The organism is Rhizobacter fulvus, from assembly GCF_964020785.1.
Genome location: NZ_OZ224516.1, coordinates 2,809,241 through 2,834,687, shown reverse-complemented (window position 1 = coordinate 2,834,687; position 25,447 = coordinate 2,809,241). Strand labels below are relative to the sequence as shown.

25 protein-coding genes and 1 pseudogene are annotated in these 25,447 nt (G+C 70.5%); 8 read left to right on the top strand and 18 right to left on the bottom strand.

The genetic code is table 11. The features are described 5' to 3' along the window. Positions 1 to 23: 23 nt before the first annotated feature. The 4 genes from ACWH49_RS13535 to ACWH49_RS13520 all read right to left on the bottom strand — a co-directional run bounded on the left by ACWH49_RS13535 (position 24) and on the right by ACWH49_RS13520 (position 4,661). Positions 24 to 815: an NF038132 family protein gene (locus ACWH49_RS13535; RefSeq protein ID WP_448171921.1), complete on the bottom strand. Its 792-nt coding sequence runs from the start codon at positions 813 to 815 to the stop codon at positions 24 to 26. A 102-nt stretch (positions 816 to 917) separates the two neighbouring features. Continuing rightward, complete coding sequence (locus ACWH49_RS13530; RefSeq protein WP_448171920.1) at positions 918 to 3,272, bottom strand: xanthine dehydrogenase family protein molybdopterin-binding subunit; 2,355 nt, start codon at positions 3,270 to 3,272, stop codon at positions 918 to 920. A 47-nt stretch (positions 3,273 to 3,319) separates the two neighbouring features. After that, positions 3,320 to 3,514: a DUF2905 domain-containing protein gene (locus ACWH49_RS13525; RefSeq protein WP_056460623.1), complete on the bottom strand. Its 195-nt coding sequence runs from the start codon at positions 3,512 to 3,514 to the stop codon at positions 3,320 to 3,322. Between the two features lie 28 nt (positions 3,515 to 3,542). Further along, positions 3,543 to 4,661, bottom strand: a complete 1,119-nt coding sequence (locus tag ACWH49_RS13520; protein WP_448171919.1) for a class I SAM-dependent methyltransferase — start codon at positions 4,659 to 4,661, stop codon at positions 3,543 to 3,545. Between the two features lie 18 nt (positions 4,662 to 4,679). Between ACWH49_RS13520 and ACWH49_RS13515 the strand changes: the two genes are divergently transcribed. The 4 genes from ACWH49_RS13515 to ACWH49_RS13500 are packed head-to-tail and all read left to right on the top strand — an operon-like array spanning position 4,680 to position 7,411. Then, positions 4,680 to 5,453, top strand: coding sequence for an SDR family oxidoreductase (locus tag ACWH49_RS13515; RefSeq protein WP_448171918.1), 774 nt, complete (start codon positions 4,680 to 4,682; stop codon positions 5,451 to 5,453). 12 nt (positions 5,454 to 5,465) lie between these two features. Continuing rightward, the gene (locus ACWH49_RS13510; protein WP_448171917.1) at positions 5,466 to 5,867 is read left to right on the top strand and encodes a dihydroneopterin aldolase; all 402 of its coding nucleotides are present in this window, start codon (positions 5,466 to 5,468) and stop codon (positions 5,865 to 5,867) included. Next, positions 5,864 to 6,766, top strand: coding sequence for a tRNA 2-thiocytidine(32) synthetase TtcA (ttcA, locus tag ACWH49_RS13505; RefSeq protein WP_448171916.1), 903 nt, complete (start codon positions 5,864 to 5,866; stop codon positions 6,764 to 6,766). The genes ACWH49_RS13510 and ttcA overlap by 4 nt, the downstream gene beginning before the upstream one ends. A 30-nt stretch (positions 6,767 to 6,796) precedes the next feature. Beyond that, positions 6,797 to 7,411, top strand: a complete 615-nt coding sequence (locus ACWH49_RS13500; protein ID WP_448171915.1) for a DUF4136 domain-containing protein — start codon at positions 6,797 to 6,799, stop codon at positions 7,409 to 7,411. Positions 7,412 to 7,421: 10 nt separating this feature from the next. Here the strand turns inward: ACWH49_RS13500 and ACWH49_RS13495 are convergent, their stop codons facing one another. Then, positions 7,422 to 8,261: a DUF6279 family lipoprotein gene (locus ACWH49_RS13495; protein WP_448171914.1), complete on the bottom strand. Its 840-nt coding sequence runs from the start codon at positions 8,259 to 8,261 to the stop codon at positions 7,422 to 7,424. 70 nt (positions 8,262 to 8,331) lie between these two features. On the opposite strand from ACWH49_RS13495, the gene glmU reads away from it, so the two are divergent. Next, complete coding sequence (gene glmU, locus ACWH49_RS13490) at positions 8,332 to 9,741, top strand: bifunctional UDP-N-acetylglucosamine diphosphorylase/glucosamine-1-phosphate N-acetyltransferase GlmU (RefSeq protein WP_448171913.1); 1,410 nt, start codon at positions 8,332 to 8,334, stop codon at positions 9,739 to 9,741. Here the strand turns inward: glmU and ACWH49_RS13485 are convergent. From ACWH49_RS13485 to tsaB, 3 genes are read right to left on the bottom strand one after another with little or no spacing between them, the layout of a single operon-like run. Then, the gene (locus ACWH49_RS13485) at positions 9,719 to 10,507 is read right to left on the bottom strand and encodes a uracil-DNA glycosylase (RefSeq protein WP_448171912.1); all 789 of its coding nucleotides are present in this window, start codon (positions 10,505 to 10,507) and stop codon (positions 9,719 to 9,721) included. The genes glmU and ACWH49_RS13485 overlap by 23 nt on opposite strands. Continuing rightward, complete coding sequence (gene rimI / locus ACWH49_RS13480; protein ID WP_448171911.1) at positions 10,494 to 11,021, bottom strand: ribosomal protein S18-alanine N-acetyltransferase; 528 nt, start codon at positions 11,019 to 11,021, stop codon at positions 10,494 to 10,496. The genes ACWH49_RS13485 and rimI overlap by 14 nt, the downstream gene beginning before the upstream one ends. After that, a complete protein-coding gene (gene tsaB / locus ACWH49_RS13475; RefSeq protein WP_448171910.1) occupies positions 11,018 to 11,749 on the bottom strand; it encodes a tRNA (adenosine(37)-N6)-threonylcarbamoyltransferase complex dimerization subunit type 1 TsaB in 732 nt (243 codons plus the stop codon). The genes rimI and tsaB overlap by 4 nt, the downstream gene beginning before the upstream one ends. Before the next feature lie 106 nt (positions 11,750 to 11,855). On the opposite strand from tsaB, the gene dacB reads away from it, so the two are divergent. After that, positions 11,856 to 13,313, top strand: coding sequence for a D-alanyl-D-alanine carboxypeptidase/D-alanyl-D-alanine endopeptidase (gene dacB, locus ACWH49_RS13470; protein WP_448171909.1), 1,458 nt, complete (start codon positions 11,856 to 11,858; stop codon positions 13,311 to 13,313). 3 nt (positions 13,314 to 13,316) lie between these two features. Here the strand turns inward: dacB and ACWH49_RS13465 are convergent. The 5 genes and pseudogenes from ACWH49_RS13465 to purE all read right to left on the bottom strand — a co-directional run. Further along, positions 13,317 to 13,507: pseudogene (locus ACWH49_RS13465) on the bottom strand (hypothetical protein); the annotation flags it as partial. A 188-nt stretch (positions 13,508 to 13,695) separates the two neighbouring features. Next, positions 13,696 to 14,658 (bottom strand): SGNH/GDSL hydrolase family protein, encoded by a 963-nt coding sequence (locus tag ACWH49_RS13460; RefSeq protein ID WP_448171908.1) that lies wholly within the window; start codon positions 14,656 to 14,658, stop codon positions 13,696 to 13,698. Between the two features lie 47 nt (positions 14,659 to 14,705). Further along, complete coding sequence (locus ACWH49_RS13455; protein ID WP_448171907.1) at positions 14,706 to 15,686, bottom strand: L-threonylcarbamoyladenylate synthase; 981 nt, start codon at positions 15,684 to 15,686, stop codon at positions 14,706 to 14,708. 2 nt (positions 15,687 to 15,688) lie between these two features. After that, the gene (locus ACWH49_RS13450) at positions 15,689 to 16,858 is read right to left on the bottom strand and encodes a 5-(carboxyamino)imidazole ribonucleotide synthase (RefSeq protein WP_448171906.1); all 1,170 of its coding nucleotides are present in this window, start codon (positions 16,856 to 16,858) and stop codon (positions 15,689 to 15,691) included. Then, the gene (gene purE / locus ACWH49_RS13445; RefSeq protein ID WP_056462942.1) at positions 16,855 to 17,319 is read right to left on the bottom strand and encodes a 5-(carboxyamino)imidazole ribonucleotide mutase; all 465 of its coding nucleotides are present in this window, start codon (positions 17,317 to 17,319) and stop codon (positions 16,855 to 16,857) included. Before purE ends, ACWH49_RS13450 begins: the two co-directional genes overlap by 4 nt. 120 nt (positions 17,320 to 17,439) lie before the next feature. Here purE and ACWH49_RS13440 point away from each other — a divergent pair, with 120 nt between their 5' ends. Then, positions 17,440 to 18,387, top strand: a complete 948-nt coding sequence (locus ACWH49_RS13440) for a tetratricopeptide repeat protein (protein ID WP_448171905.1) — start codon at positions 17,440 to 17,442, stop codon at positions 18,385 to 18,387. Between the two features lie 28 nt (positions 18,388 to 18,415). On the opposite strand, the gene ACWH49_RS13435 is transcribed toward ACWH49_RS13440, so the two are convergent. From ACWH49_RS13435 to ACWH49_RS13420, 4 genes are all read right to left on the bottom strand, one after another. Then, on the bottom strand, positions 18,416 to 19,516 hold the full coding sequence (locus tag ACWH49_RS13435; protein WP_448171904.1) for a hypothetical protein: 1,101 nt from the start codon (positions 19,514 to 19,516) through the stop codon (positions 18,416 to 18,418). Continuing rightward, positions 19,513 to 20,427 carry a phosphoribosylaminoimidazolesuccinocarboxamide synthase gene (locus ACWH49_RS13430; protein WP_448171903.1) on the bottom strand — a complete coding sequence of 305 codons (915 nt, stop codon included), beginning with the start codon at positions 20,425 to 20,427 and terminating at the stop codon, positions 19,513 to 19,515. Before ACWH49_RS13430 ends, ACWH49_RS13435 begins: the two co-directional genes overlap by 4 nt. A 235-nt stretch (positions 20,428 to 20,662) precedes the next feature. Further along, positions 20,663 to 21,724 (bottom strand): class II fructose-bisphosphate aldolase, encoded by a 1,062-nt coding sequence (gene fba, locus ACWH49_RS13425; RefSeq protein ID WP_448171902.1) that lies wholly within the window; start codon positions 21,722 to 21,724, stop codon positions 20,663 to 20,665. A 97-nt stretch (positions 21,725 to 21,821) separates the two neighbouring features. Further along, the gene (locus tag ACWH49_RS13420; RefSeq protein ID WP_448171901.1) at positions 21,822 to 23,048 is read right to left on the bottom strand and encodes a threonine ammonia-lyase; all 1,227 of its coding nucleotides are present in this window, start codon (positions 23,046 to 23,048) and stop codon (positions 21,822 to 21,824) included. A 114-nt stretch (positions 23,049 to 23,162) separates the two neighbouring features. Here ACWH49_RS13420 and ACWH49_RS13415 point away from each other — a divergent pair, with 114 nt between their 5' ends. Beyond that, positions 23,163 to 23,930: a DUF481 domain-containing protein gene (locus ACWH49_RS13415; RefSeq protein WP_056460558.1), complete on the top strand. Its 768-nt coding sequence runs from the start codon at positions 23,163 to 23,165 to the stop codon at positions 23,928 to 23,930. Positions 23,931 to 23,949: 19 nt separating this feature from the next. Here the strand turns inward: ACWH49_RS13415 and pyk are convergent, their stop codons facing one another. Beyond that, positions 23,950 to 25,380, bottom strand: a complete 1,431-nt coding sequence (pyk, locus tag ACWH49_RS13410) for a pyruvate kinase (protein ID WP_448171900.1) — start codon at positions 25,378 to 25,380, stop codon at positions 23,950 to 23,952. Between the last annotated feature and the right edge of the window lie 67 nt (positions 25,381 to 25,447).

The window sequence follows — 25,447 nt, the reverse complement described above, 5'->3', positions numbered from 1 at the left end:
AGACGCGCGCGCTTGCTCTACGATCAGGCGGGCTTCTTTCGACGGCGGGCCACCCAGCCCACCACCGCCAGACCGCCGAGCATCAGCGCATAGGTCTCTGGCTCGGGGATCGCGGGCGGGATCTCGACGCCAGCGACGGTGATGCCGTCGAATGCGAGACCCGACTCGTAGTCCTGGTCGGACCAGTTCGTCACACCGAACTCCAGCACGTAGTTACCGGCTGCGCCGATGTCGTAGGTCGACTGGATCCACCCGGTGTAGCCGCAACCGGCGGCAAAGCACTGACCTGTATCGCCGCCGAGCGGTGCCCAGAGGGGGCCACCGCCGATGATCGGCACGCTCGCCGGAGTCAACGTGGCCACCGGCACCGGCAGATCGAAACCCGGGGCGATCGTGCCGCTCGGCCGGGTGCGGGCGTTGAACAGCACCGCCGCGATCGAACCATCGGAGGCGTTCAGCAGGTTTGCGTAGCCATAGTCGGCGTAGCCCGAGCCGTCGCTGGTGACGTAGTTGAACGAGAACTTCAGCGCGTCGCCGGCGGCTGCGGCGAACACCACCGAACGCAGGCTGGAGCCGTTGGTCTCGTCGCCCAGACCATAACCGGCCTTCGCGTTCGAGTTGGCGGTGGAGACCCAGCCGTAGGCGGTCGAGCCCACGATGGGGGCGAGCGTCACGACGCCGTTGGCACCCGACGTGCCGGCCGTGCCACTGGCCGTCCAGCCGGCAGGCAGCCCGCCGTTGAAGCTTTGCGCGACGGCGCCCTGACTGGCGACCACCAACAGCGCCGCGGTGATTGTCGTTATCCATAACTGCACGATGTACTCCCTGGTTGTAGCTAAAAAGCAACCAGATTGAAGCAATCGATGTAAAAACTCACAACCCCCCGCTTGTGGGGTTTCGGGCATGGTCCCCGTTGATCACGCGAACGGCGACGGATCGAACTCGCCGGCCAGCGCGCGCCAGACCCGCGGCGGCGTCAGCGGCATCTGGATCAGCTCGGCCTTGCGGCCGTGACCGGCATGGTCGAGCGCATCGATCACCGCGTTGACGACGGCCGGCGTCGCGCCGATCGTGCCGAGTTCACCGACGCCCTTGACGCCGAGCAGGTTGGTCGTGCACGGGATCGAGGTGTCGAACTCGGTGGTGAACATCCGGCTTGCGATGTCGGCGCGCGGCATCGCGTAGTCCTGGTAGCTGGCGGTCAGGATCTGGCCCGAGTCCGGGTCGTAGACGATCTGCTCGGCCAGCGCCTGGCCGATGCCCTGCACCGCGCCGCCTTCGATCTGCCCGGCGACGATCGCCGGGCTGACGACGCGGCCGATGTCGTTGACCGAACTGTACGCGACCACGTCGACATGGCCGGTGGCCGGGTCGATCTCGACCTCGCAGACGTGGCAGCCGTTCGGCCAGGTCGGCCCGCCGACCGCGCTGGTCGAGTCGACGACGATGTGCTGCTCGGGTTGCTTCGCGGCCAGCTCGAACAGGTCGATGCCGACATCGGTGCCGACGACCTTGAAGCGCCCTTCCAGGTACTCGATGTCGGCCGGTGCCACCTCGAGCACCTCGCCGGCCAGCTGCTTGCTCTTGTCGATCGTGCGCTCCGAGGCCACGCGCACGGCCGAGCCGCCGGTGAACAGCGAGCGCGAACCGGCGCTGCCGAAGCCGTTGGCGCGGTCGGTGTCGCCCTGCACGATGCGGATGCGCTCGACCGGCACGCCGAACACGTCGACCGCGAGCTGCACGTAGCTGGTCGCGATGCCCTGCCCCATCGCCTGTGTGGCCGAGACGATCGCGATGAAGCCGTCGGCCGAGATGTCGACCGTCACGTGCTCCTCGAACACGTTGCCGCCGGTCCACTCGAGGAAGCTCGCGAGGCCCCGGCCCCGCAGCAAACCCTTGGTTTCGCTCGCAGCGCGGCGGGCCGCGAAGCCGTTCCAGTCCGCGAGCGCGAGGCCGCGGTCGAGGATCTGCTCGAAGCGGCCACTGTCGTAGGTCTGCGCCATCGCGTTCTTGTACGGCATCTGCTCGGGCGCGATCAGGTTGCGGCGGCGCAGCTCGGCGGGGTCGAGGCGCATCTCGCGCGCGGCCGCGTCGAACAGGCGCTCGGTGATGTAGATCGCCTCCGGCCGACCGGCGCCGCGGTAGGCGCCGGTCGGCGTGGTGTTGGTCATCACCGCGAGGAAGTGCAGGTCGATCGTCTCGATGGCGTAGATGCTGGTCGAGACCCACGGCCCGATCAGCAGCTGGATCGCGACGCCGACGCCCATCGCGTAAGCGCCGACGTTCGCGAGCGAGCGCACCCGCATCGCCAGCACCTTGCCTTGCGCATCGAGCGCCATCTCGGCGTGGCTGACCACGTCGCGGCCGTGCACCGCGGACAGGAACTCCTCGACCCGCTCGGCCTGCCAGCGCACCGGGCGCTTCAAGTCCTTGGCCGCGTACGCGACGACGATGTCCTCCGGGTGGATGCCGGTCTTCATGCCGAAACCGCCACCGACATCGCCGACGACGACCCGGGTGTTCTCGAGCGTGAGGCCGGGAATCGCATCGACCAGCGACCCGCGCGTGCCGGTCGGCATCTGGCTGCTCAGGCGCACGGTGAGGTGGCTCGCGGCGGCGTCGAACGCGGCGACGATGCTGCGCGGTTCCATCGGGCTCGGCGCGAGGCGCTGGTTCACCAGATCGAGCGAGACGCGGTGCGCCGCGGACGCGAAGGCCGCCTCGGTCGCGGCGATGCTGCCGTGGCGCATCTCGGCAGCGATGTTGTCGGGCGCGTCCGGGCAGATGACCGGCGCGCCGGGCGCGGTGGCGCGCACCGGGTCGACGACGGCCGGCAGTTCCTCGTAGTCGACCAGCACCGCTTCGAGCGCATCCTTCGCGGCGTCGCGCGTCTCGGCGACGACCGCGGCGACCGCCTCGCCGACGAAGCGCACCGCGTCCACCGCCAGCGCGTGGCGCGCTGCCGACGCCGGCGGCTGGCCGTTCGCGCGCTGGAAGCCGGCCGCCTTCGGCATCGGCTTGACGCCGGCCGCGACGAGTTGAGCGCCGGTGTAGACCGCGATCACGCCAGGCATGCCGGCCGCAGCCGCGGTGTCGACCGAGACGATCCGCGCATGCGCGTAGGGCGAGCGCAGGAACGCGACGTGGGCCGCGCCCTCAACCGTGACGTTGTCGGTGAACTGGCCGCGACCGACCAGCAGGCTCGCGTCCTCGACGCGCTTGACGGCCTGGCCGCTGCCGAAGCGGGTGGCGTTGCCGGTGGGGGTGCTCATCGTGACTCTCTCCGTGGGTGTTCGAGGGGTGACGCTTCGCGTGCAGGCTACAGCAACTTCATCAAGGCCATCGCCAGCAGGCTCAGCACGACGCTGCTGGCGAACGGCACGAACCACTCACGGCCGAACAGGCGAAACCGGAAGTCGCCCGGCAACCGGCCGAGGCCCAGCTTCTCGAGCCACGGGCGCAGCCCGCTGAACAGGATCAACGCAATGAAGACGACGATCAGCCAGCGGATCACGATGGCACTTTCGAATGGCGCCAGCGGATCACAACGTGTGCGTCCGGTCGCCGTGCGCAAAGCCGAGCGGCGCATCGAGGAAGTCCGCGTCGCAGCCCTTCGCGAAGCCGATCACCTTGAACAGCTCGCCCATCTCGTGCTCGGCCAGCAGCTTCTGCGCGTTCGCACGAGCGATCAGGTCCGCGCCGTCAAGCAGTTCCGTCACGCCGCAGTTGAACAGGAAGTGCGCCTGCGAGGTGTAGCCCAGGACGTGCAGCCCAGCCTCCTGGGCGGCGAGCGCGATGCCGGAGAAGTCGACGTGCGCGGTGATGTCCTTGAGGCCCACGTCGACCAGCGGGTCGGTGTCGGCCTGGTGCGCGCGGTGGCACATCAGCGTGCCGCCGGTGCGCTGCGGGTGGTAGTACTCGGCCTCGGGGAAGCCGTAGTCGATGAAGAAGGCCGCGCCGCGGGTCAGGCGCTCGGCGAGCGTGGTGATGAAGGCGCGAGCCTGCGGATGAACTTCGGTCACGGTGCCCGGGACGAACGGGCCGTCTACCGGCGGGCGCAGCGTGGTCGGGCGGTCGCTCCAGCCGAACCCGCTGTCGCGCGCCATCACGCCGCGCTCCAGCCACTGCGTGCCGTCGAAGTGCAGCAGCTGCACCGGCATCGCGTCGAGCACCTCGTTGCCGACGATCACGCCGTCGATCGCGTCGGGCAGCGCGTCGACCCAGCGCACCGTCGCGCCGTGAGCGGCGAGGCGCTCCTGCTGCCGTTCGCGCAGCGTGCCCGAGAGATCGACGATCGTGTAGCGGTCGAGCGGCTGGCCGAGGTCCGCCAGCGCCTCCAGCAACTGTGCCGCGAGCGCACCCGAGCCTGCGCCGAACTCCCAGACCTCGCGCGTCCCGCCGGCCGCCAGTGCCTGCGCGATCTGGCGGGCCAGCGCGCGGCCGAACAGTGGCGACAGTTCGGGCGCGGTGACGAAGTCGCTGCCCGACTGCGGCATCAGCCCGAACTTGCGGCCGTGGTTCGCGTAGTAGCCGAGGCCCGGCGCGTACAGCGCCAGCGCCATGAAGCGGTCGAACGGCAGCCAGCCGCCGTCGCGCGCGATGGCCGCATGGATCAGCCGGGAGAGGGGCGCCGATACACTGGCGGCTTCGAGCGCTTGCATCGCCGCATTGTAGAAACCATGACCGCAGCTTCACGACCCGTCGTCCTCGTCACCGGTGCCGCCCGGCGGCTCGGTCGCACGATGGCGCTCGATCTGGCCGCGCATGGGTTCGACGTGGCGGTGCACTACCGCGGCTCGGAGGCGGACGCACACGCCACGGTCGACGATCTGCGCGCGGCCGGCGCACGGGCGCAGGCGTTCCAGGCCGATCTGTCGGACGAGCCGGCTTGTCGCACGCTGGTGCCCGCCGTCGTCGCCCACTTCGGTCGCCTCGACGCCGTCGTCAACAGCGCATCGACCTTCGAGCACGACGATCCGGCGAGCTTCAGCGTCGCGATGATGGAAAAGCACTGGCGCGCCAACACCGCACCGGCGGTCATCCTGGCGCAGGCACTGCACGATCACCTGGCCGGCGCCGACCGGCGCGGCTGCGTCGTCAACCTCGTCGACCAGAAGCTCTGGAACCCGAACCCCGACTATTTCTCGTACACGCTGTCCAAGGCCGCGCTGCAGAGTGCGACCGTGATGCTCGCGCAGGCGCTCGCGCCGCGGCTGCGGGTGTGTGGCGTGGCGCCCGGTGTCACGCTGCTGTCGGGGCCGATGAGCGCCGACGAGTTCGCGGCGGCGCACAGGATGACGCCGCTGGAGCGCTCGTCGACGCCCGAGGACATCGCCCGCGCCGTGCGCTTCCTGATCGAATCGCCCGCGATCACCGGCACCACGCTGCTGGTCGACGGCGGCCAGCACCTGAGCGCGCAGCCGCGCGACGTGCTCTACCTCGCGAAGCACTAGCCGGACCACCGCATGCAAAGCCTGCTCAGCCACCCCAGCCTGATGGACTGCCGTCGCCTGTTCCTGCGCGACTACGAGGTCTTCATCAACATCGGCGTGCACGCGTTCGAGAAGACGAAGGAGCAGCGCGTGCTGATCAATGTCGACCTGTACGTGCCGCTCGCGCTGTCGACGCCCAAGACCGACGAGCTCGACGAGGTCGTCGACTACGACTTCATGCGCCGCAGCATCGCCGAGCGCGTCGGCCGCGGCCACATCCAGCTGCAGGAGACGCTGGTCGACGACCTGCTCGCGCTGATGCTGGCGCACCCGAAGGTGCGGGCAGCGCGCGTCTCGACCCAGAAACCCGATGTCTACCCCGACTGCGTCTCGGTCGGTTGCGAGGTCTTCGGCCTCAAGGAGAAGAACGAATGAGCGCCGTGCTCGACACGCCGACGAACAAGCTGTCGGTCGAACTGCAGAAGCTCAGCAAACGCCTGCACCGCCAGGTCGGCCAGGCGGTCGTCGACTTCAACATGATCGAGGAGGGCGACAAGGTCATGGTCTGCGTCTCGGGCGGCAAGGACAGTTACGCCCTCCTCGACATCCTGATCAACCTGCGTGCGCGCGCGCCGATCCGCTTCGACATCGTCGCCGTCAATCTCGACCAGAAGCAGCCGGGCTTCCCCGAGCACGTGCTGCCGGCGTACCTGGAATCGCTGGGCATCCCGTTCCACATCGAGAACCAGGACACCTACTCGATCGTCAAGCGCGTGATCCCCGAGGGCAAGACGATGTGCAGCCTGTGCTCGCGGCTGCGCCGCGGCATCCTGTACCGCGTGGCCGGCGAGCTGGGCGCGACCAAGATCGCACTCGGTCACCACCGTGACGACATGTTGCAGACGCTGTTCATGAACATGTTCTTCGGCGCCAAGCTCAAGGGCATGCCGGCCAAACTCGTCAGCGACGACGGCAGAAACGTCGTGATCCGCCCGCTGGCCTACGTGAACGAGCTCGATCTGGAGCGCTGGGCCGTGCACCGGCAGTTCCCGATCATCCCGTGTACGCTGTGCGGCAGCCAGGAGAACCTCCAGCGCGTGCAGACCAAGCAGATGCTGCGCGACTGGGACCGGCGCTTCCCGGGCCGGATCGAAAACATGTTCAACGCGATGGCCCACGTGGTCCCGTCGCACCTGATGGACCGGAACCTCTACCCGTTCACGACGCTCCAAGCCACGGGTGTGGCCGATGCAGCAGGCGACCGCGCTTTCGACGACGAGGAGGTTTGCGCGACGCCGGTGGCGTCGACGATCAGCTTCCGGCCGCCGATCTGACCCCTGCGCCCGCGCCCGAAGGAGCCATCCATGATCCGCTTGCTCACCGCCGCCATCGTCGCCCTGGCGCTAGGCGGTTGCGCCGCCTTCAACAACCTCAGCAACGAGGTCTCGACCTACGGCGCCTGGCCGGCCGAGCGCCAGCCCGCGACCTTCGTGTTCGAACGGCTCCCCTCTCAGCAGGCACATCCGGAACGGCGCCAGCAGCTGGAAGACGCAGCCCGTGGCGCGCTCGAGGCGGCGGGTTTCCGCGCCGCCGCCGACGCGAACGATGCGCAGTACCTCGTGCAGGTCGGCGCGCGCGTGACCAGCAACGACCCCTGGATCTACAACGACCCGCTGTTCTGGCGCGGGGCCGGGTTCCACCGCGGCCCGTGGCGCTTTAACCGAGGCTACTGGGGCCCGGGCTGGGGTTGGAACTACCCGTACGAAAGCCAGAGCTTCGAGCGCGAGGTGGCACTGTTGATCCGCGACCGCCGCACCGGACAGCTGCTCTACGAGGCACGCGCCAACAACAACGGGCCGTCGCCGTCGATCGACTACCTGCTGCCGGCGATGTTCGAAGCGGCGCTGAAGGACTTTCCGAACGTCAGCCCGGCGCCGCGCAGCGTCACGACGCAGATCTCGAAGAAGCCGCCGGCCTGAGCGGCGCCCGCTACGGCGCGGCGGCCGGCTCGGCGGCCGTGGCGATCGCCCGCAGGTCGCCCTGCCAGCCGGCAAGCCGGCTCGCTGCCGTCTTGCGCTGTGCCGCGGTCGTTGCGTTGTGCAACGCGGCGGCGAACCCGCAGTTGAACTCGGTCAGGCGCTCGTAGTACCGGCGGTAGTTGTCGCGGGGCGAGCGCTCGAGGTGTTCGACATAGCCGCGCAGCATCGTCAGCGCCTGCTCGCGGCTCGCGCGGCCCTCCTGGGTCTGCAAGCGGCGCAGGCCTTGCAAGACCTCCTGCTGGCGGAAGCGGCGCTCGGCGAACCACAGCTCGGGGTCGAACGGCGAGCGCTTCAGGCCGTCGTCGATGCGCTCGCGTTGCGCGTCGTCGAGCCGGCCGTAGAGCATCTCGGCCCGGTCGACGACGCGCTTGCGGGCCTCGTCGGCGCGCTCGCGCGGGTCCGGCTGCAGGAAGTCGTCGCGGAACTCGGTGTTGACCTTGGCGTAGCGCTGCTCGATGTGGCGCACCTGCTGTGGCGTGATCGTCAGCATCAGCTCGGCGACCTGCGGGGCAATCTGGTCGAACGCGACGTGCGCGCGCCTGACCGCGTCGCCCTGCCACTCGCAGACGCGCGCCGGCGTGGTGTCCGCCAGCACCTCGGCCTGCGCCCGCGCGAGCAGCGCCGCGTAGTCGGGCACCTGGGTGCGGCGATTCCAGGCGAACCACTGCTTGATCGCCGCGCGCACCTTCGGCGTCTGCACGTCGTCGAGGTCGACATAGCGGTCGAGCCACCAGTAGACGAGATCGGGCGCTGTGGCGTAACCGATGCGCAGCGCACTGCAGCCTGACACCGCAGCGAGGAGGCAGCACAGCGCCACGATAATCAGCGACCTGGACCCGACCGTTCGAAAGAAACCCAACATGGCGCTCGACATCGTGATCATGGCCGCGGGCAAAGGCACCCGCATGCGCTCCAACCTGCCCAAAGTGCTGCACAACCTGGCCGGGCGCAGCCTATTGCAGCATGTTCTGCAAAACGTTGCCGCGCTGGGGGCAGACCGGATCGTGGTCGTCACGGGCCACGGCGCCGACGCGGTCGAGGCGGCGGTGGCCGCGCCGCAGGTGCAATTCGTGCGCCAGATGCCGCAGCTCGGCACCGGCCATGCCGTACAGCAGGCCGCACCGCTGCTGCACGACGCGGGCACGACGCTGATCCTGAACGGTGACGTGCCGCTGATCGAACCCGCGACCGCTGCCGCGCTGGTCGCCGCCTGCGGCGGCGAGCGCCTCGCGCTGCTGACGGTGCTGCTCGACGATCCGAGCGGCTACGGTCGCATCGTGCGCGGCGATCCGGCCGGCCGCTCCGCGACCGAAGGCGGGCGCGTGCAGGGCATCGTCGAGCACAAGGACGCGAGCCCCGCGCAGCGCCTGATCCGCGAGGTCTACACCGGCGTGATGGCCGCGCCCACCGCGGCGCTGAAGCGCTGGCTCGGCGCGCTGCGCAACGAGAACGCGCAGGGCGAGTACTACCTGCCCGACGTGGTGGCGCTGGCGGTGGCCGACGGCGTCGCCGTGGTCACCGAACGCGCCGCCGGCGAGACCGAAGTGCTGGGCGTGAACAGCCCGCTGCAACTGGCCGACCTGGAGCGCCGCTATCAGCGTCGCCAGGCCGACGCGCTGATGGAGGCCGGCGTGCGCCTGGCCGACCCGGCGCGGTTCGACCTGCGCGGCACCCTGGACTGCGGCAGCGACGTCGAGATCGACGTGAACGGCGTGTTCGAGGGCCGCGTCGTTCTCGGCGACGGCGTTCGCATCGGAGCGAACTGCGTGATCCGCAACGCGACCATCGCGGCCGGCGCGCTGATCCAGCCCTTCACCCACATTGACGGCGAAGCGCTCGGCGTGCAGGTCGGCGCGGGTGCGCAGGTGGGTCCGTTCGCGCGGCTGCGGCCGGGCGCGGTGCTGGGCGACGAGGTCCACATCGGCAACTTCGTCGAGGTCAAGAACTCGACGCTGGGCCGCGGCGCGAAGGCCAACCACCTCGCCTACCTCGGCGATGCGACAGTCGGCGCGCGGGTCAACTACGGCGCCGGCAGCATCACCGCGAACTACGACGGCGCGAACAAGCACCGCACCGTGATCGGCGACGACGTGCACGTGGGCAGCAACTGCGTGCTGGTCGCACCGGTCACGCTCGGCGCGGGCGCCACCATCGGCGGGGGCTCGACGATCTCGAAGGACGCACCGGCCGGACAGCTCACCGTGTCGCGTGCGAAGCAGCTCTCGCTGGCCGGCTGGAAGCGGCCGGTCAAGGCGCCGAAGTCGACGTAGCGGCGGTCGCCGCCGCGGTCTCGACCGCAAGGCACAGGTCGTCCCAGGCCTTGGCCTTGTCGACCGGGTTGCGCAGCAGGTAGGCCGGGTGGTAGGTCACGATCAGCGGCACGCCCTGGTAGCGGTGGACGCGCCCGCGCAGGCGCCCGACCGGCTCGCTGCTGCGCAGCAGGCTCTGCACCGCGAACGCGCCCATCGCGAGGATGATGCGCGGCTGCACCAGTTGCACCTGCCGGATCAGGAAGGACTCGCACTGCGCCAGTTCGTCCGGCGCGGGATTGCGGTTGCCGGGTGGGCGGCACTTCAGCGTGTTGGCGATGAACACCTGGCGCGCCGGCTCGGCCGCACCGCGCGTCAGCCCGATTGCGCGCAGCATGTTGTCGAGCAGCTGGCCCGACTTGCCGACGAAGGGCTCGCCCTCGCGGTCCTCCTGTTCGCCCGGCGCCTCGCCGACGATCATCCAGTGCGCCTGCTCGTGGCCGACGCCGAACACGGTCTGGCGCCGGCTGGCGCTGAGCGGGCACGCGGTGCAGGCGGCGACGGCCGCACGCAGGGCGGGCCAGTCGAGACCGGCCGCGACGCCGGATTCGGCCGCCACGCGCGGCGCTGCGGGCGGCGGTTCGCGACCCGGGACGATCGCGGGCGCGGCGTGCTCCCGGGCCTCGACGGCAGGCTGCTCCTCGGTGGCGACCTCGTCGTCGACCGGCCACCAGTCGTGCACGCCGATCTCGCGCAGCATCGCGCGTTGCCGCTCATCCCAGCGCATCGGGGCCTCCGGAGGCGGCGGGTTCCATCGCCAGGCTCATCACGATCGCATCCTCGCGGCGCCCGAACGGCGCCGGGTAATAGCCTTTGCGCAGCCCCACCTGCACGAAGCCGAGGTGCTCGTACAGCGCACGCGCATGCGTGTTGCTGGCGCGAACCTCCAGCCACAGCGAGCGGGCCGGCAGGGCCTGGCACAGCGCGACCAGCGCATCGATCATGCGCCGCGCGTACCCGCGCCCCTGCGCGGCCGGGGCGACCGTGATGTTCAGCAGGTGCATCTCGTCGACGCCGCCCATCGCGACGAAGTAGCCGAGGAGTGCGCCGTGCGCGTCGACCAGCGTGCGCGCCGGGTAGCCGGCGGCGAGCGAGTCGATGAAGTTGCCGCGGCTCCATGGGAACGCGTAGGCGGCCACCTCGATCGCCATCACCGCGTCGAGTTGCGCGATCGTCATCGGCACGAGCAGCGGGGCATCGCCGGCGATGCGGCGCGCCGGGCCGCGCCACAGCGCGCTCATCGCGCGGCCTCCAGCGCGTCTTTCGCGGCGCGCACGGCGGCGCGCTCCTCGGTGGTCTGCGCGACCTTGTCGCGCAGATACAGGGGCAGCGCCGCGGCCGCGTCGACCGCGCCGCCATCGGCCCACAGGGCCTGCGCGAGTGGCAGCATCGCGCCGGCGCGCGGCAACGCGTCGGGCGACCGGCGCGCCGTGCCCGTGGTCCAGGTCCGGCCCGCGAACGCGGTCAGCGCGTTGCCGGCCACATGCTCCGGCGCAAGCGCCTGCCAGCGCGCATCCAGCGCGTCGGGGCCGATCAACATCGGCGCGTCCAGCACGGTCCAGCGGCCGGCCGCCCACGCGTACTGCGCCGCGTAGACCTCGTTCATGCGCGCATCCATCGCGACCCAGACGCGCTGCGGGCGGTCCTCGCCCGCGCGCGCGTCCTCGGCGACCGCAAGCAGCGTGTCGACCGGCAACACCGGCTTGCCAGCGCCGAACGCGAGGCCCTGCGCGACCGAGCACGCCGTGCGCAGCCCGGTGAAGGCGCCGGGGCCGCGGCCGAACGCGATCGCATCCAGGTCCTTCAGCGCGATCCCCGCGCGTGCGAGCAGCGCCAGGATCGACGGGATCAACGTGGCCGACGCCTGCGCACCGCCCGCGCCCTCGTGCACGTGAACGCCGCCACCGGACAGGAGCGCGATGCTCAGGTGTTCGGTCGCGGTGTCGAAGGCCAGCAGGGTGGCCGTCATGCGCGGCGCCGGCCGGCCTCTGGAAGGGCGCCGCGGCGACGCGGCCGCAGGGACTTCTGGCTCATGGATCGAGTTTAGCCGCCGCGCCCGCATGCGATCATCGCGCATGCCTGTTTCCCGAGTCCGCCGTGCGTTGGCCGCGGCCACGCTCGCGCTGCTCGCGCCGCTGGCGGCGGCGGCGCCCGCAACGACCGCCGACGCACTCCCGGCCGCCGTGCTCGACGCCCTGGACCGCGCCAAGGTGCCGCGCGAGTCGGTCGTCGCGATCGTGCAGGAGGTGAGCGGCGCCCGCCCGCGCCTGGCCTGGCAGACGGAACAGCCGGTCAACCCCGCGTCGTTGATGAAGCTGCTCACGACCTTCGCGGCCCTCGACCTGCTGGGCCCGGCGTGGACCTGGAGCACCCCGGTGTGGCTGCAGGGCAGCGTGCGGGCCGGCGTGCTGGACGGCAACCTGGTGATCAAGGGCAACGGCGATCCGAAGCTCGTTGTCGAACGCCTGTGGCTGCTGCTGCGGCGCGTGCAGCAACTGGGCGTGCGCGAGATCCGGGGCGACATCGTGCTCGACCGCAGCGCCTTCTCGGTGCCCGAACAGGCCGCGGGCGACTTCGACGGCGAGGCGCTGCGGCCTTACAACGTGCGCGCCGATGCGCTGATGCTGAACTACCGCGCGGTCGTCTACACGTTCACGCCGGACCCGGCCCGCGGCATCGCGGTGGTCTCGGCCGACCCGCCGCTGGCCGGCGTGCGCCACGACGCGAGCGTGGCGCTCGCCGCCGGGCCGTGCGAGGACTGGCGCGGCGCGCTGCGGGCCGACTTCACCGACCCGCTGCATGCGCGCTTCGCCGGCAGGCTCGCGGCCGCGTGCGGCGAGAAGCGCTGGGCGGTGGCGCACGCCGAGCCGGCCCGCTTCAACGAGCGCGCGCTGCTGGGCATGTGGAAGGAACTCGGCGGCCGCATCACCGGCAGCGTGCGCGATGGGGCCGCACCCGACACAACGCCGACGTTCGAGTCGACCTCGCCGCCGCTCGCCGACATCGTGCGCGACATCAACAAGTACAGCAACAACGTGATGGCGCAACAGCTGTTCCTGACGCTGGGCCTGACGCAACGCGGCGCCGGCACGCCGGATGCGGCGCGCGACGTGCTGCGCCAGTGGGCGACCGCGCGTCTGGGCAGCGCGGCCGGCGCGCTGGTGCTCGACAACGGCTCGGGCCTGTCGCGCGAGGCGCGCGTCACCGCGGAGCTGCTGGCGCGGCTGCTGGTCACGGCCTGGGCCAGCCCGGTGATGCCGGAGCTGCTGAGTTCGCTGCCGGTCAGCGGCGTCGACGGCACGTTGAAGCGCTCGCGCGCGACGCTGGGGCGTGCGCACCTGAAGACCGGCTCGCTGCGCGACGTGGCAGGGATCGCCGGTCAGGTGCTCGCGAACTCGGGCCGGCGCTACGTCGTCGTGATGATCGCGAACCATCCGAACGCGAACGCCGCGCGGCCGGCGTTCGATGCGCTGGTGCAGTGGGCTGCCGGTGACGCGGCGTTGCCGGTCACCGCCGCCGAACCGGCGAACTGAAGGGGATGAAGACGTGCCGTTGACGGTGAACTCGAAGCCGAAGGTGCCGCTGTCGGCGAGGCTGTCGCCCATCATCCGGACCGACGTGATCGACGCGGCCGGGTGGTGTCGCTAGCGCCGCCACCGCACGCGGCGACAAGCACCGACACCAGCGCCGCACAGAGGCCGGACGCCCAGATCCGGATCTCTTTCATGGCATGCCCCCAAGGTCCCATGCGGCCTGCAAGGCAGCACCCACGGACGGGGTGTCCGTCTTGAAAGGGAAACTCTAGGGTGGCGTCAAATCACGTCGCGCTCGGGCAATCCCCGGCGCACGCCAGTTCCTCGCGCAACGCTTGAATACGCGGCGCGCGTGTGTTTCGCGCGCCGCTTCAACGTGCGATCAGAACGGATTGTTCTGCGATCGCGTCACGGCCAACGAGCCCAGTGCGTTCTGGCCCGCGGCGCCAAGGTGACGGTCGTCGGCCCACAGCCAGACGCTGTTGACCGCATCGGCGACCAGGGTGTTGGTCGTGCAGTTGGGCAGCGCGACCGCGCAGGCGGCTTGCGTCGTGTTGCTGTAGCTGGCGCCCGAGTACTTGTTGATCGTCGCCGTGTCGACCGCCAGCAGGTACTGGTCGAGCTGCACGAGGCCGATTTGGTGGCCATCGTTCAGGATGTTGGAGAGCAGCGCATCGTTGAACTTGGTCGACAGGCGCGTCAGCAGCGCCGGGTTCCCGTTGGTCGCCCCGGCGCTGCGGTCGCCGGCGAAGGGGGTCAACCCCATGTCGGGAATCGTCACGATCAGCACCTTCACGCCGAGGGCGGCGAGACGATTGACCTGGTCGGCCAGCGCGACACCGGCCGCGACCAGGTTCGCCGACAGCTGGTCCTCGCCGACGGCCGGGTATTGCTGGAACTGCGCGATCACGTCGTTCGCGCCGACCAGCAACGTGGCCATGTCACCGTTGACGAAGCCACCGCCGTTGGCGATGTGGTTGTCGATCTGCGCCGCGATGTCGGCCACCTTGGCGCCGTTGGCGGCGTAGATGCGGCTGACCGGGTCGGCCACGGTCGTGCCGCGGCACTCCGGGAACACGAGACCGTAGTTTGCCGCGAGCGACTGGATCCAGATCGGGTTCGCGCTGCAGTCGACCTGTGTCGTGCTGCCGCTGACCAGCGCATTGACCGTGTACTTGGTGCCATTGGCATTGATCACGCTCGACTCGTCGCCGAAGGCGAGCACGCGGCTCGGGTAGAAGCGCTGCACCTGCTCGCCGCCGCCACACGCCGCCAGCAATGCCGCCGAGGCCAGCAGGCCGGCGCCGAGGACGGCGCGGGCGGTTCGATTCAGGTTCAACTTCATTCGGGGCTCCGGAGGGTCAGGCGATCAGGCAAGGATGCGGGGAGATATCAGGCGGCGGCGGCCCGCGTGAGGCGGTCGCGCACGCCGTCCCATTCGGGCTCGGGCGGGGGCGTTTCGACCCAGATCAGCTGCGCGCCTTCGGCGTCGAGTTCGCGCAGCACCGAGAACAATTCATGCGCCACCTGCGCCGCCTGCGCGGGCATGCGGCGGTACCGCACGCCACGGGCCGCGGCCGGCGGCGCGCCGCGTGAATATACCGCCAGCTTCAGCGGCTCATCGCCGAGGACTTGCAAAGCCGTGTGAAGCATCGCGGACGACATCAGCCGCAGCCGGGCGTTCGGCGCGTAGTGCGCGGCCAGCGTGCCGGGGGCGCGCGGCGCATCGGCATCCGGAGCGCCCAGCGGCTCGCCGGCCGCCGCCTCGATCTGCGCGCGGGTCAGCGTGCCGGGGCGCAGCAGCACCGGATGCCCGCGCGAGCAGTCGACGATGGCGGATTCGATGCCGACCTCGGTCGCTCCGCCATCGAGCACCAGCAGATCGGCACCGAATTCCTCGACCACATGGGCCGCGAGCGTCGGGCTGACGCGGCCGAAGCGGTTCGCGCTCGGCGCCGCCACGCCCGGCACGCCCAGGCGTTCCGCGGCCTGCAGCAGTGCGTTCGCGACCGGATGCGCCGGGCAGCGCAGACCGATGCTGTCCTGGCCGCCCGCGGCGGCTTCCGCGATGTCGGCCCGGCGCGGCAGGATCAGCGTCAGCGGGCCGGGCCAGAACGCATCGATCAGGCGCCGCGCGACTGGCGGTACCGCGCTGGCGAACACGTCGATCTGCGCCGGGCCGGTCACGTGGACGATCAGCGGGTGATCGCTCGGCCGGCCCTTCGCCGCGAAGATCTTCGCGACCGCGTCGGCCCGGTCGGCGCGCGCACCGAGGCCGTAGACCGTCTCGGTCGGGAATGCGACGAGTTCGCCGTCGGCCAGCCGCGCGGCGGCGGCGTCGATGGCGCTCGCCAGCAACCCGTCCAGCAACACGCCTACCAGCCCTCGATGCCGAGACGCACCGCGGCCTCGCGCGCGACGGCGTCGGCCGCCTCGAGACTGGACGCGGTGACCGTCAGGTGGCCCATCTTGCGGCCGGAGCGGGCCTGCGACTTGCCGTACAGGTGCAGGTGCACGCCGGGCAGGGCGAGCACGGACGCCCAGTCGGGACCGGCCGGGCGCTCCCCGCCCTGGTCGTCGAACCACAGGTCGCCGAGCAGGTTGAGCATCACGCACGGCGAATGCAGGCGCGGCTCGGGCAGCGTCGCGCCGGTCATCGCGCGCACCTGCAGCTCGAACTGCGAGATGTCGCACGCGTCGATGCTGTAGTGGCCGGAGTTGTGCGGGCGAGGCGCCATCTCGTTGGCGATCAGGCTGCCGTCGCGCAACACGAAGAACTCGACACACAGCACGCCGACATAGCCGAGTTCCGTGGCGATCTGCCGCGCACTGGCCGCCGCACGCTGCTGCACGTCGGCCGGCACGGCCGCCGCCGGCACCTGCGTCACGGCGAGGACGCCGTCGCGATGCAGGTTCTGCTGGACCGGCAGATTCACCAGCGCGCCATCCGCACCGCGCGCGACGATCACGCTGATCTCGTGCGCCAGCGGCAGCATCTTCTCGAGCACGCAGGCGACGCTGCCGAGCGCCGCCCAGCCCGACGACAACTCTGCGCGCGTGCCGACGCGCACCTGGCCCTTGCCGTCGTAGCCCAGGCGCGCGGTCTTGAGGATGCCCGGCAGCAAGTCGCCGCGCACACCGACCAGCTCGCCGACGCCGGCCAGCACGGTGTACGGCGCGCAAGGCACGTTGCTGCGGGCGAAGTGGGCTTTCTCGGTTGCGCGGTCCTGACAGATCGCGACGGCCGCCGCCGCCGGCGCGACCGGGCGCCGCTCGGCCAGCCGCGCCAGCGCCTGCGCCGGCACGTTCTCGAACTCGGTCGTCACGGCCGCGCTCAGTTCGGCCAGTTCGTCGAGGCCATTCCCGTCCAGATAGTCGGCCCGGATATGGTGGTGCGACACGAGCCCGGCCGGACTGTCGGGATCCGGATCGAGCACCGCGGTCGCGTAGCCGAGCCGCTGCGCGGCGTGCACGAACATGCGGGCGAGCTGACCACCGCCCATGACGCCCAGGGTTGCGCCCGGCGCGATGAATGAAGCGCTCATTTCAGCTCGGCCGACATGGCCCGCGCGGCGTCGGTCTGGCGCGCGCGGAAGGCATCGAGCTTCGCGCGCAGCGCCGGATCCTCGTTGGCCAGCATCGCGACCGCGAACAGCGCCGCATTCGCGGCGCCGGCGATCCCGATCGCGAATGTCGCGACCGGGATGCCCTTGGGCATCTGCACGATCGAGTGCAGGGAATCGACACCCTGCAGATGCCGGCTCGCGACCGGCACGCCGAGCACCGGCACGGTGGTCTTGGCGGCCAGCATGCCGGGCAGGTGCGCGGCGCCGCCGGCGCCGGCGATGATCGCCTTCAGGCCGCGCGGCGCAGCCTGCTCGGCGTACGCGAACATCTCGTCCGGCATGCGGTGGGCCGAGACGACGCGGGCTTCGTGGGCGATGCCGAACTCGGCGAGAATCTCGGTGGCCGCGCGCAGGGTGTCCCAGTCGCTGCTGGAACCCATCACCACGCCGACCACCACGGGGGCGCTGCTCAAGGCTCGCTCCAGGTGCTGATGAACTTGAATTGTAGGCGGCGCGGCGCCATCTCCCCGCCTCGTGCCGCCGCTCCGGAACCTCCCGCCATGCAAGACATTTCGCTGCAGAACTTCGAATCCGACCTGATCACCGCCTCGATGCAGCAGCCGGTGCTGCTCGACATCTGGGCCCCGTGGTGCGGCCCGTGCAAGTCGCTCGGCCCGGTGCTGGAGAAGCTCGAGACCGACTACGGGGGCCGCTTCGTGCTGGCCAAGCTCAACTCCGACGAGCAGCCCGAGATCGCCGGCCAGCTGTCGCAGATGTTCGGCGTGCGCAGCATCCCGTTCTGCGTGCTGTTCAAGGGCGGGCAGCCGGTCGACGGCTTCGTCGGCGCGCTGCCCGAGGCGCAGGTGCGCGCCTTCCTCGACAAGCACGTGCCCAGTAGCGAGGCAGTCGCGGCGGCCGAGGACGTCGAGGAGGCGCAGGCGCTGCTGGCCGATGGCGACACCGACAGCGCGCTCGAGAAGCTGCAGGAGGCGGTCGCCGTCAACCCCGGCAACGACGCCGCCCGCTACGACTACCTGCGCGCGCTGCTCGGCGCCGGCCGCATCGAGGAAGCGCGCCGCGCCTACGAGCCGGTCGCGACCAAGGTGATGCTCGACGCGCGCCTGGCCGCCGCGGGCCGCTGGCTCGAGGCCTGCGAACAGGCCGGCGCAGCGCGCTCGCCCGACCAGCTCGCCGCCGCGATCGCCGCCAACAAGCGCGATTTCGACGCGCGCTTCGAGCTCGCGCAAGGCCACTTCGCGGCCCAGCGCCTCACCCAGGCGCTCGACGAGCTGCTCGAGATCCTGATGCGCGACAAGGCCTGGAAGGACGAACTCGCGCGCAAGACCTTCGTCGCGATCCTCGAGCTGATGACCAAGCCGGCGCCGACCAAGGCCGAGGCCGCCGCCGCGCCGAAGGGCAAGCTGGAACTGGCCGGCCAGGCGGCGGTGACGCCCGCCGACCCGGTCGTCGACGGCTATCGCCGCAAGCTCAGCATGACGCTGTTCTGACGCCGGCGCCGCGGCCCCGGGTGCGATCTCAGCCCGGGACGAACGCGGCGGCGTCCAGCGCCGCGATCAGGCGGGCCTGGTCGTTCTCGAGGTCCGACCACGCTGCGGCCCCCAGCGCATGCTGGCGTCGGGCGGCCGCCGAATCGCCCAGCGCCTCGAACACCTGCGCCAGACGGGTGTGGCCGGGAGCGCGGTCGCAGGCGCAGCCGGGCCGGTCGAGTGCCGCCGCCGCGGCGGTCGCGTCGGCGCGTGCCGAGACCGCATGCCGCGCCTGCAACCGGCACCAGGCCCGGTCGGCCAGCAGGATGCCGGCGACCGGCTCCATGCCCTGGCGCAGCGAATCGTCCAGATGCGCCTCGAACAGCGCCAGCGCTTCGTCGACGCGACCGAGCAGCGCGCACACCTGCGCGCGCAGGATCGGCTGCAGCGCGCTGAGGCTGCGCACGCCGACCATCGCGTCGAAATGGGCCGTCGATTCGGCGCCGAGCAGCAGGTGCATCTCGCTGTCGGCTCCTGGCGTGCCGCGCGCCGCCAGCTGGCGCCAGGCGGCCACGCGCAACGAGGCCATGTTCCACATCATCGCGCTCAAGGTCGCGTCGTCGCCGTCGGCGGTCGCATGGCGGCGCGCCTGCTGGTACCAGGGTTGGGCCCGGTCGTATCGGCCGGCCTCGTGGTACGCCTGCGCGATCACCAGCTTGACCCGGGCCAGCGCCGCGTGGTGGTCGGCCTCGGCCAGCGACAGCGCCTCGGAGGCACGCCGCACCAGCGCCGTCGCATCCATGGCCAGGTAGTCGAGGTGCGCGAGCCAGGCCGCGCTGAGCGCCTGCAGCGGCTTGAGCCCGCCAGCGGCGCTCAGCGCATGGGCACGCGCCAGCTTGTCACGGACGGCCGGCCCGAGATCGGTGTAGTGGCCGACCAGCGCCTCGGCCAGATGCAGCCAGGCGCTGATCGCGGTGCTGGGCTGCGGGCCGTAGCGCTCGCGCAGCGCCGCGATCTCGCGCCGCGCTTCGTCGAAATCGCCGAGCCGGGCCAGGTAGGCCGCGCGTTCGCAGCGCAGGCTGTCGGCGGCAAGGGGGTGGGACGCCTCCCTGATGTCGTTGTCGAGTCGACTCAGGAGGCGCGATTTCATGTGGTGAGCCGTTCCAGGGCTTCGCGGTAGCGGCCGGCGGTCTGTGCAATCACTGCGGCCGGCAGTGCCGGGGCCGGCGGGCGCTTGCCCCACGGTTGGCCGTCGACGCGGACCTGCTCGAGCCAGTCGCGCACGAACTGCTTGTCGTAGCTCGGCGGGTTGCTGCCTTCGGCGTAGCCCTCGACCGGCCAGAAGCGCGAGGAGTCGGGCGTCAGCACCTCGTCCATCAGCACCAGCGTGCCATCGGCGTCGAGGCCGAACTCGAACTTGGTGTCGGCGATGATCATGCCCTTGGTCAGGGCGAGCGCGGCGGCGGCGGTGTAGAGCTTGATCGCGGTGTCGCGCACCTGGTTCGCGAGGGCCGGGCCGACGATCTCGGTCATGCGCGCGAAGTCGATGTTCTCGTCGTGATCGCCCATCTCGGCCTTGGTGGCGGGCGTGAAGATCGGTGCCGGCAGCTTCGAGGCGTTCTTCAGCCCCGGCGGCAGCGCGACGCCGCAGACCGACTGGCTCTTCTGGTACTCCTGCCAGCCGCTGCCGGCCAGGTAGCCGCGCACCACCGCCTCGATCGGCAGCGGCTTGAGGCGCTTGACCAGCATCGAGCGGCCCCGCACCTGCTCGCGCTCGTCGGGCGCGACGACGCTCAGCGGATCGTCACCTGTGAGGTGGTTCGGCACGATGCCTTCGAGGTGCGCGAACCAGAACATCGCCATCGCGGTCAGCAGGGCGCCCTTGCCGGGAATGGGCTCGCCCATCACCACGTCGAACGCGCTGAGCCGGTCGGTGGCGACCATCAGCATGCGGTCGGTACCGACCGCGTAGTTGTCCCGCACCTTGCCGCGCGCCAGCAGCGGCAGCGAATGCAGACTGGTTTCGAGCAGCGGAGGCGTGGCGGTCAGGTCGTGGAGCATGGTCGGTTCGTGCCGCGAGGCACGCCTGGAAACGCGTGGAGGGGAGGCTCAAATTGTAGGGAGCCGGTCCGCGCGCCTCCGGGGGCACCGGATCATGCGCGGCCGACAGCGCCGCAACGATTTCTTTCAATATTGTTTGCATTGTCGTCGCGCGTTTCGCACACGACTGCACGCCCCAAGAACGAGACCCCGCCGGGGCGGGGTCTCGAAGGGCTCGGCGCGAAGCGCTGCGAGGTCAGACGACGGTCTGCGCCAGCTCCCCGGCCGCGTAGCGCTGCGCGACCTGCGGCAGGGTCTGCGCCTCGATCTTGCCCGCCTGCCCTTCGCAGCCGAACTCGACATAGCGCTGACGGCAGATCTTCCTGGCCGCCTCGCGGGCCGGCTTGAGGTAGTCGCGCGGGTCGAACTTCTCCGGGTTTTCGGCGAAGAACTTGCGGATCGCCGCGGTCATCGCCAGGCGCACGTCGGTGTCGATGTTGATCTTGCGCACGCCGTGCTTGATGGCCTCCTGGATCTCGGAGACGGGCACGCCGTAGGTCTCCTTCATGTTGCCGCCGTATTCGCGGATCACCGCGAGCAGGTCCTGCGGCACGCTGCTGGAGCCGTGCATCACCAGGTGCGTGTTGGGGATGCGCTTGTGGATGTCCTTGATGCGGTCGATCGCGAGGATGTCGCCGGTCGGCTTGCGGGTGAACTTGTAGGCGCCGTGGCTGGTGCCGATCGCGATCGCGAGCGCGTCGAGCTGGGTGCGCTTGACGAACTCGGCCGCCTCTTCCGGGTCGGTCAGCAGCTGGTCGCGGGTCATCGTGGCCTCGGTGCCGTGGCCGTCCTCCTTGTCGCCCTTCATCGTCTCGAGCGAACCCAGGCAGCCGAGCTCGCCCTCGACGGTGACGCCGAGCTTGTGGGCCATGTCGACGACCTTGCGGGTCACGTCGACGTTGTAGTCGAAGCTCGCGATGGTCTTGCCGTCGGCCTGCAGCGAGCCGTCCATCATCACCGAGCTGAAGCCCAGCTCGATCGCGCCCTTGCAGACCTCGGGGCTCTGGCCGTGGTCCTGGTGCATCACGAGCGGGATGTGCGGCCACTGCTCGACGGCCGCGAGGATCAGGTGCTTGATGAACGGCTCGCCGGCGTACTTGCGCGCGCCGGCGCTGGCCTGCAGGATGACCGGCGCGCCGACCTCGTCGGCCGCGGTCATGACCGCCTGCACCTGCTCCAGGTTGTTGACGTTGAAGGCCGGAATGCCGTAGCCGTTCTCGGCGGCGTGGTCCAACAGCTGACGCAACGAAACGAGCATGGCAGTCTCCTGTGAGCGATGAGTGGGGCCGGCGTGAAACTGCGCCGTAACTCGGCGAATTGTACCGAGCACCCTGCAACCGACCGCTCCGCGCGGGCTATCCGATTCGCTCGGCGTGGTAGCCCTGCCCCCGCATCGCGACCAGAATCTGCTCGATGTGAGCGACGCCGCGCGTCTGCACCACGACCTCGATCTGCGCCCGCTCCACCGACAGTGACGTGAACGCGCGCTGGTGCTGGACCTCGTCGATGTTCGCGCCGAGCTTGCCGAGCAGCGTCGCGACGTCGGCCAGCGCGCCGGGCACGTCGCGCACGTCGAAGCGCAACCGCGCGAGGCGCCCGGACTTGACCATGCCGCGCTCGATGATCTCGGCCAGTACCAGCGGCTCGATGTTGCCGCCGCACAGGATCAGCCCGACCTTGCGGCCCTTGAAACGATCGCCATGCTTCAGCAAGGCGGCCAGGCCGACGCCACCGGCCCCCTCGACCACCGTCTTTTCGATCTCGAGCAGCATCAGGATCGCCTGCTCGATGTCGTCCTCGCTGACGAGCACGATGTCGTCGACGCGCTGCTTGATCAACGGCACGGTCAGCGCGCCCGGCGACTTGACCGCGATGCCGTCGGCGATCGTCGCCTGCCCACTCTCGTGCGACTGGCCGTGCTTGGCGTTCCACGCGGCGGGGAAACGCTCGGTCTGCACGCCGACGACCTCGATGTCGGGCCGCAGCGCGCGCGCCGCGGTCGCGACGCCCGAGATCAGGCCACCGCCGCCGATCGCGACCACCAACGTGTCGATCGACGGCTGCTGCGCCAGCATCTCCAGGCCGATCGTGCCCTGCCCGGCGATCACCGCCAGGTCGTCGTACGGGTGCACCAGCGTCAGCCCGCGCGATTGAGCGAGCTGCAGGCCGTGCGCGCGGGCATCGTCGAACGTGTCACCCTCGAGCACCACGGTGGCGCCGAAGCCGCGCGTGCGTTCGACCTTCACCGCCGGCGCGAAGCGCGGCATCACGATCGTCGCCGGAATGCCCATGCGCTGCGCGTGATAGGCCACGCCCTGTGCGTGGTTGCCCGCCGAGACCGCGAGCACGCCGCTGGCGCGCTCGGCGGCCGTCAGCTGCGCCATCTTGTTGAGCGCGCCGCGTTCCTTGAACGACGCGGTGAACTGCAGGTTCTCGAACTTGAGGAACACCTCGCAGCCGGTCAGCGCGGACAGCGTGCGCGAGGGCATGCACGGGGTGTCGATCACTTCGCCGCGCAGGCGCTCGGCGGCGGCCTGGATGTCGGTGAGGGTCAGCGTCGGGGTCGAGTCGGTCGCGGTCATGCCGCATTGTGGCGCGGCCGGTTCACGCCACACACGCTGCCTGCGGTCCTACATACGCGCGGCAGCGGCCTCTGTAGCCTCGACCGCTTTTGCAGTTCGACCGAAGGAATCCCCATGATGTTTCGTCCCGCCTTTCCGCTCACGGCGCTGCTGCTCCTCGCGCCGACACTCGCACTCGCGCAGGCTCAGGCCACGATCAAGCCCGACGGCCAGTTCCGTTCCGCCTTCGGCGCGGGGGCGAGCTACGCCTCCGGCAACACCAGCGCGTCCAGCGTCAACCTCAGCGGCGACGCGGTGCGCGCCACCGCCGACAGCAAGTGGCAGCTCGGCGGCAAGGCGAACTGGGGCCGCACCGACGGCGTCACGACGGTCGAGAACCTGGCCCTGGGCACGCAGTACGACCAGGACATCACGCCCGCGTGGTTCGGCTTCGGCAAGGCCGACTTCCTGCGCGACAAGCCCGCCAATGTGTCGTCCCGCGCGTCACTGTTCGGCGGCGTCGGCCGGCACGTGGTCAAGACCGACACGCTGACCTTCGACCTCTCGGCCGGCCTCGGCTACACCGAGGACCGGTACGTCGACCCGGCGGACGTGAACGGCGGATTCCGCAGCCGCTACGGCCGCGCCGAGGCGCTGCTGGCCGAGGAATCGCGCCACCAGTGGACCGAGACGACCAGCTTCCACCAGAAGCTCTCGCTGTACCCGGCGCTGCGCAGCGGCGGCGGCTACCGCGGGGTGTTCGACTCGGGCCTGTCGGTCGCGATGACCAACGCGCTGAGCCTGACCGCCGGTCTGAACTACCGCTACAACAGCGACCCGGGTGCCGGCCTGAAGAAGGGCGACACCCTGTTCGTCACCGGCATTTCGGTTAAGCTCGACTGACCGACCCGCGTGGCGCGGGTCACGCCACCCGGCAGACCTTGAGCATGTTGGTGCCGCCCGGGTGGCCCATCGGCTCGCCGCAGGTGATCGCGTAGGTGTCGCCGGGGTTGAGCACGCCGCTCTGCACCAGCAGCGCCTCGGCCTCGGCCAGCGCCTGGTCGCGGTCGCTGAAGTTGGGCATCAGCATCGGCGTGACGTTGCGGTACAGCGCCATGCGGCGCTGGCTGCGCACCTGCGAGGTCAGGCCGTAGATCGGCACGTGGATGCGGTGCCGGCTCATCCACAGCGCGGTCGAGCCCGATTCGGTCAGCGCCAGGATCGCCTTGCAGCCCAGGTGGTAGGCGGTGAACAGCGCGCCCATCGCGATCGACTGGTCGATCCGCGCGAAGGTCTTGTTGGTGAAGCTCGCGTCGAGTGCGATCTCCTCGGCGTTCTCGGCCTCGACGCAGATGCTGGCCATCATCTCGATCGTCTCGACCGGGTACTTGCCGGCCGCGGTCTCGGCGCTGAGCATCACCGCGTCGGTGCCGTCGAGCACCGCGTTGGCGACGTCGCTGACCTCGGCGCGGGTGGGCACCGGGTTGACGATCATCGACTCCATCATCTGCGTTGCGGTGATGACCACGCGGTCCATCTCGCGCGCCATCTTGATCATGCGCTTCTGCAGTGCCGGCACCGCGGCGTTGCCGACCTCGACCGCGAGGTCGCCGCGCGCGACCATGATGCCGTCGCTCGCCTTCAGGATCTGGTCGAGCACCGGGATCGCCTCGCTGCGCTCGATCTTCGCGATCAGCTGCGGCTTGTGGCGCCACGGTTCGCCGGCCACGTTGGCGAGCTGGCGCGCCATCTCCATGTCGGTCGCAGTCTTCGGGAAGCTGACCGCGAGGTACTCGCACTGGAAGCTCATCGCGGTCTTGATGTCGTCCATGTCCTTCGCGGTCAACGCGGGCGCGGTCAGGCCGCCGCCGGCCTTGTTGATGCCCTTGTTGTTCGACAGCTCGCCGCCGACGACGACGGTGGTGTGGACCTCGTCGCCGCGGACCGCGTCGACCACGAGCTTCAGCAGGCCGTCGTTGAGCAGCAGGATGTCGCCGGCGCGCACATCGCGCGGCAGCTCCTTGTAGTCGAGACCGACGCGCTCGTTGGTGCCCAGCGCGGTGGTCGCGCCGTCGAGCACGAACGACTGGCCGACCACAAGCATCGTCTTGTCGCCGTCGAACTTGCCGACGCGGATCTTCGGCCCCTGCAGGTCGGCCATGATCGCGACCTCCTTGCCGCAGCGCTTGGCGATCTCGCGCACCAGCGTCGCGCGGTCGATGTGGTCCTGCGCCTTGCCGTGCGAGAAGTTCATCCGCACCACGTCCACACCGGCGCGGATCATGCGCTCCAGCACCTCGGGTGAGCTGGACGCGGGGCCGAGGGTGGCGACGATCTTGGTGGCGCGGGGCATGGGCGGAGTCTCCGTATTGTTCTGGTCGGCGGATTATCGGAGCGCCCGGCGGTTACCGCGCGATTAC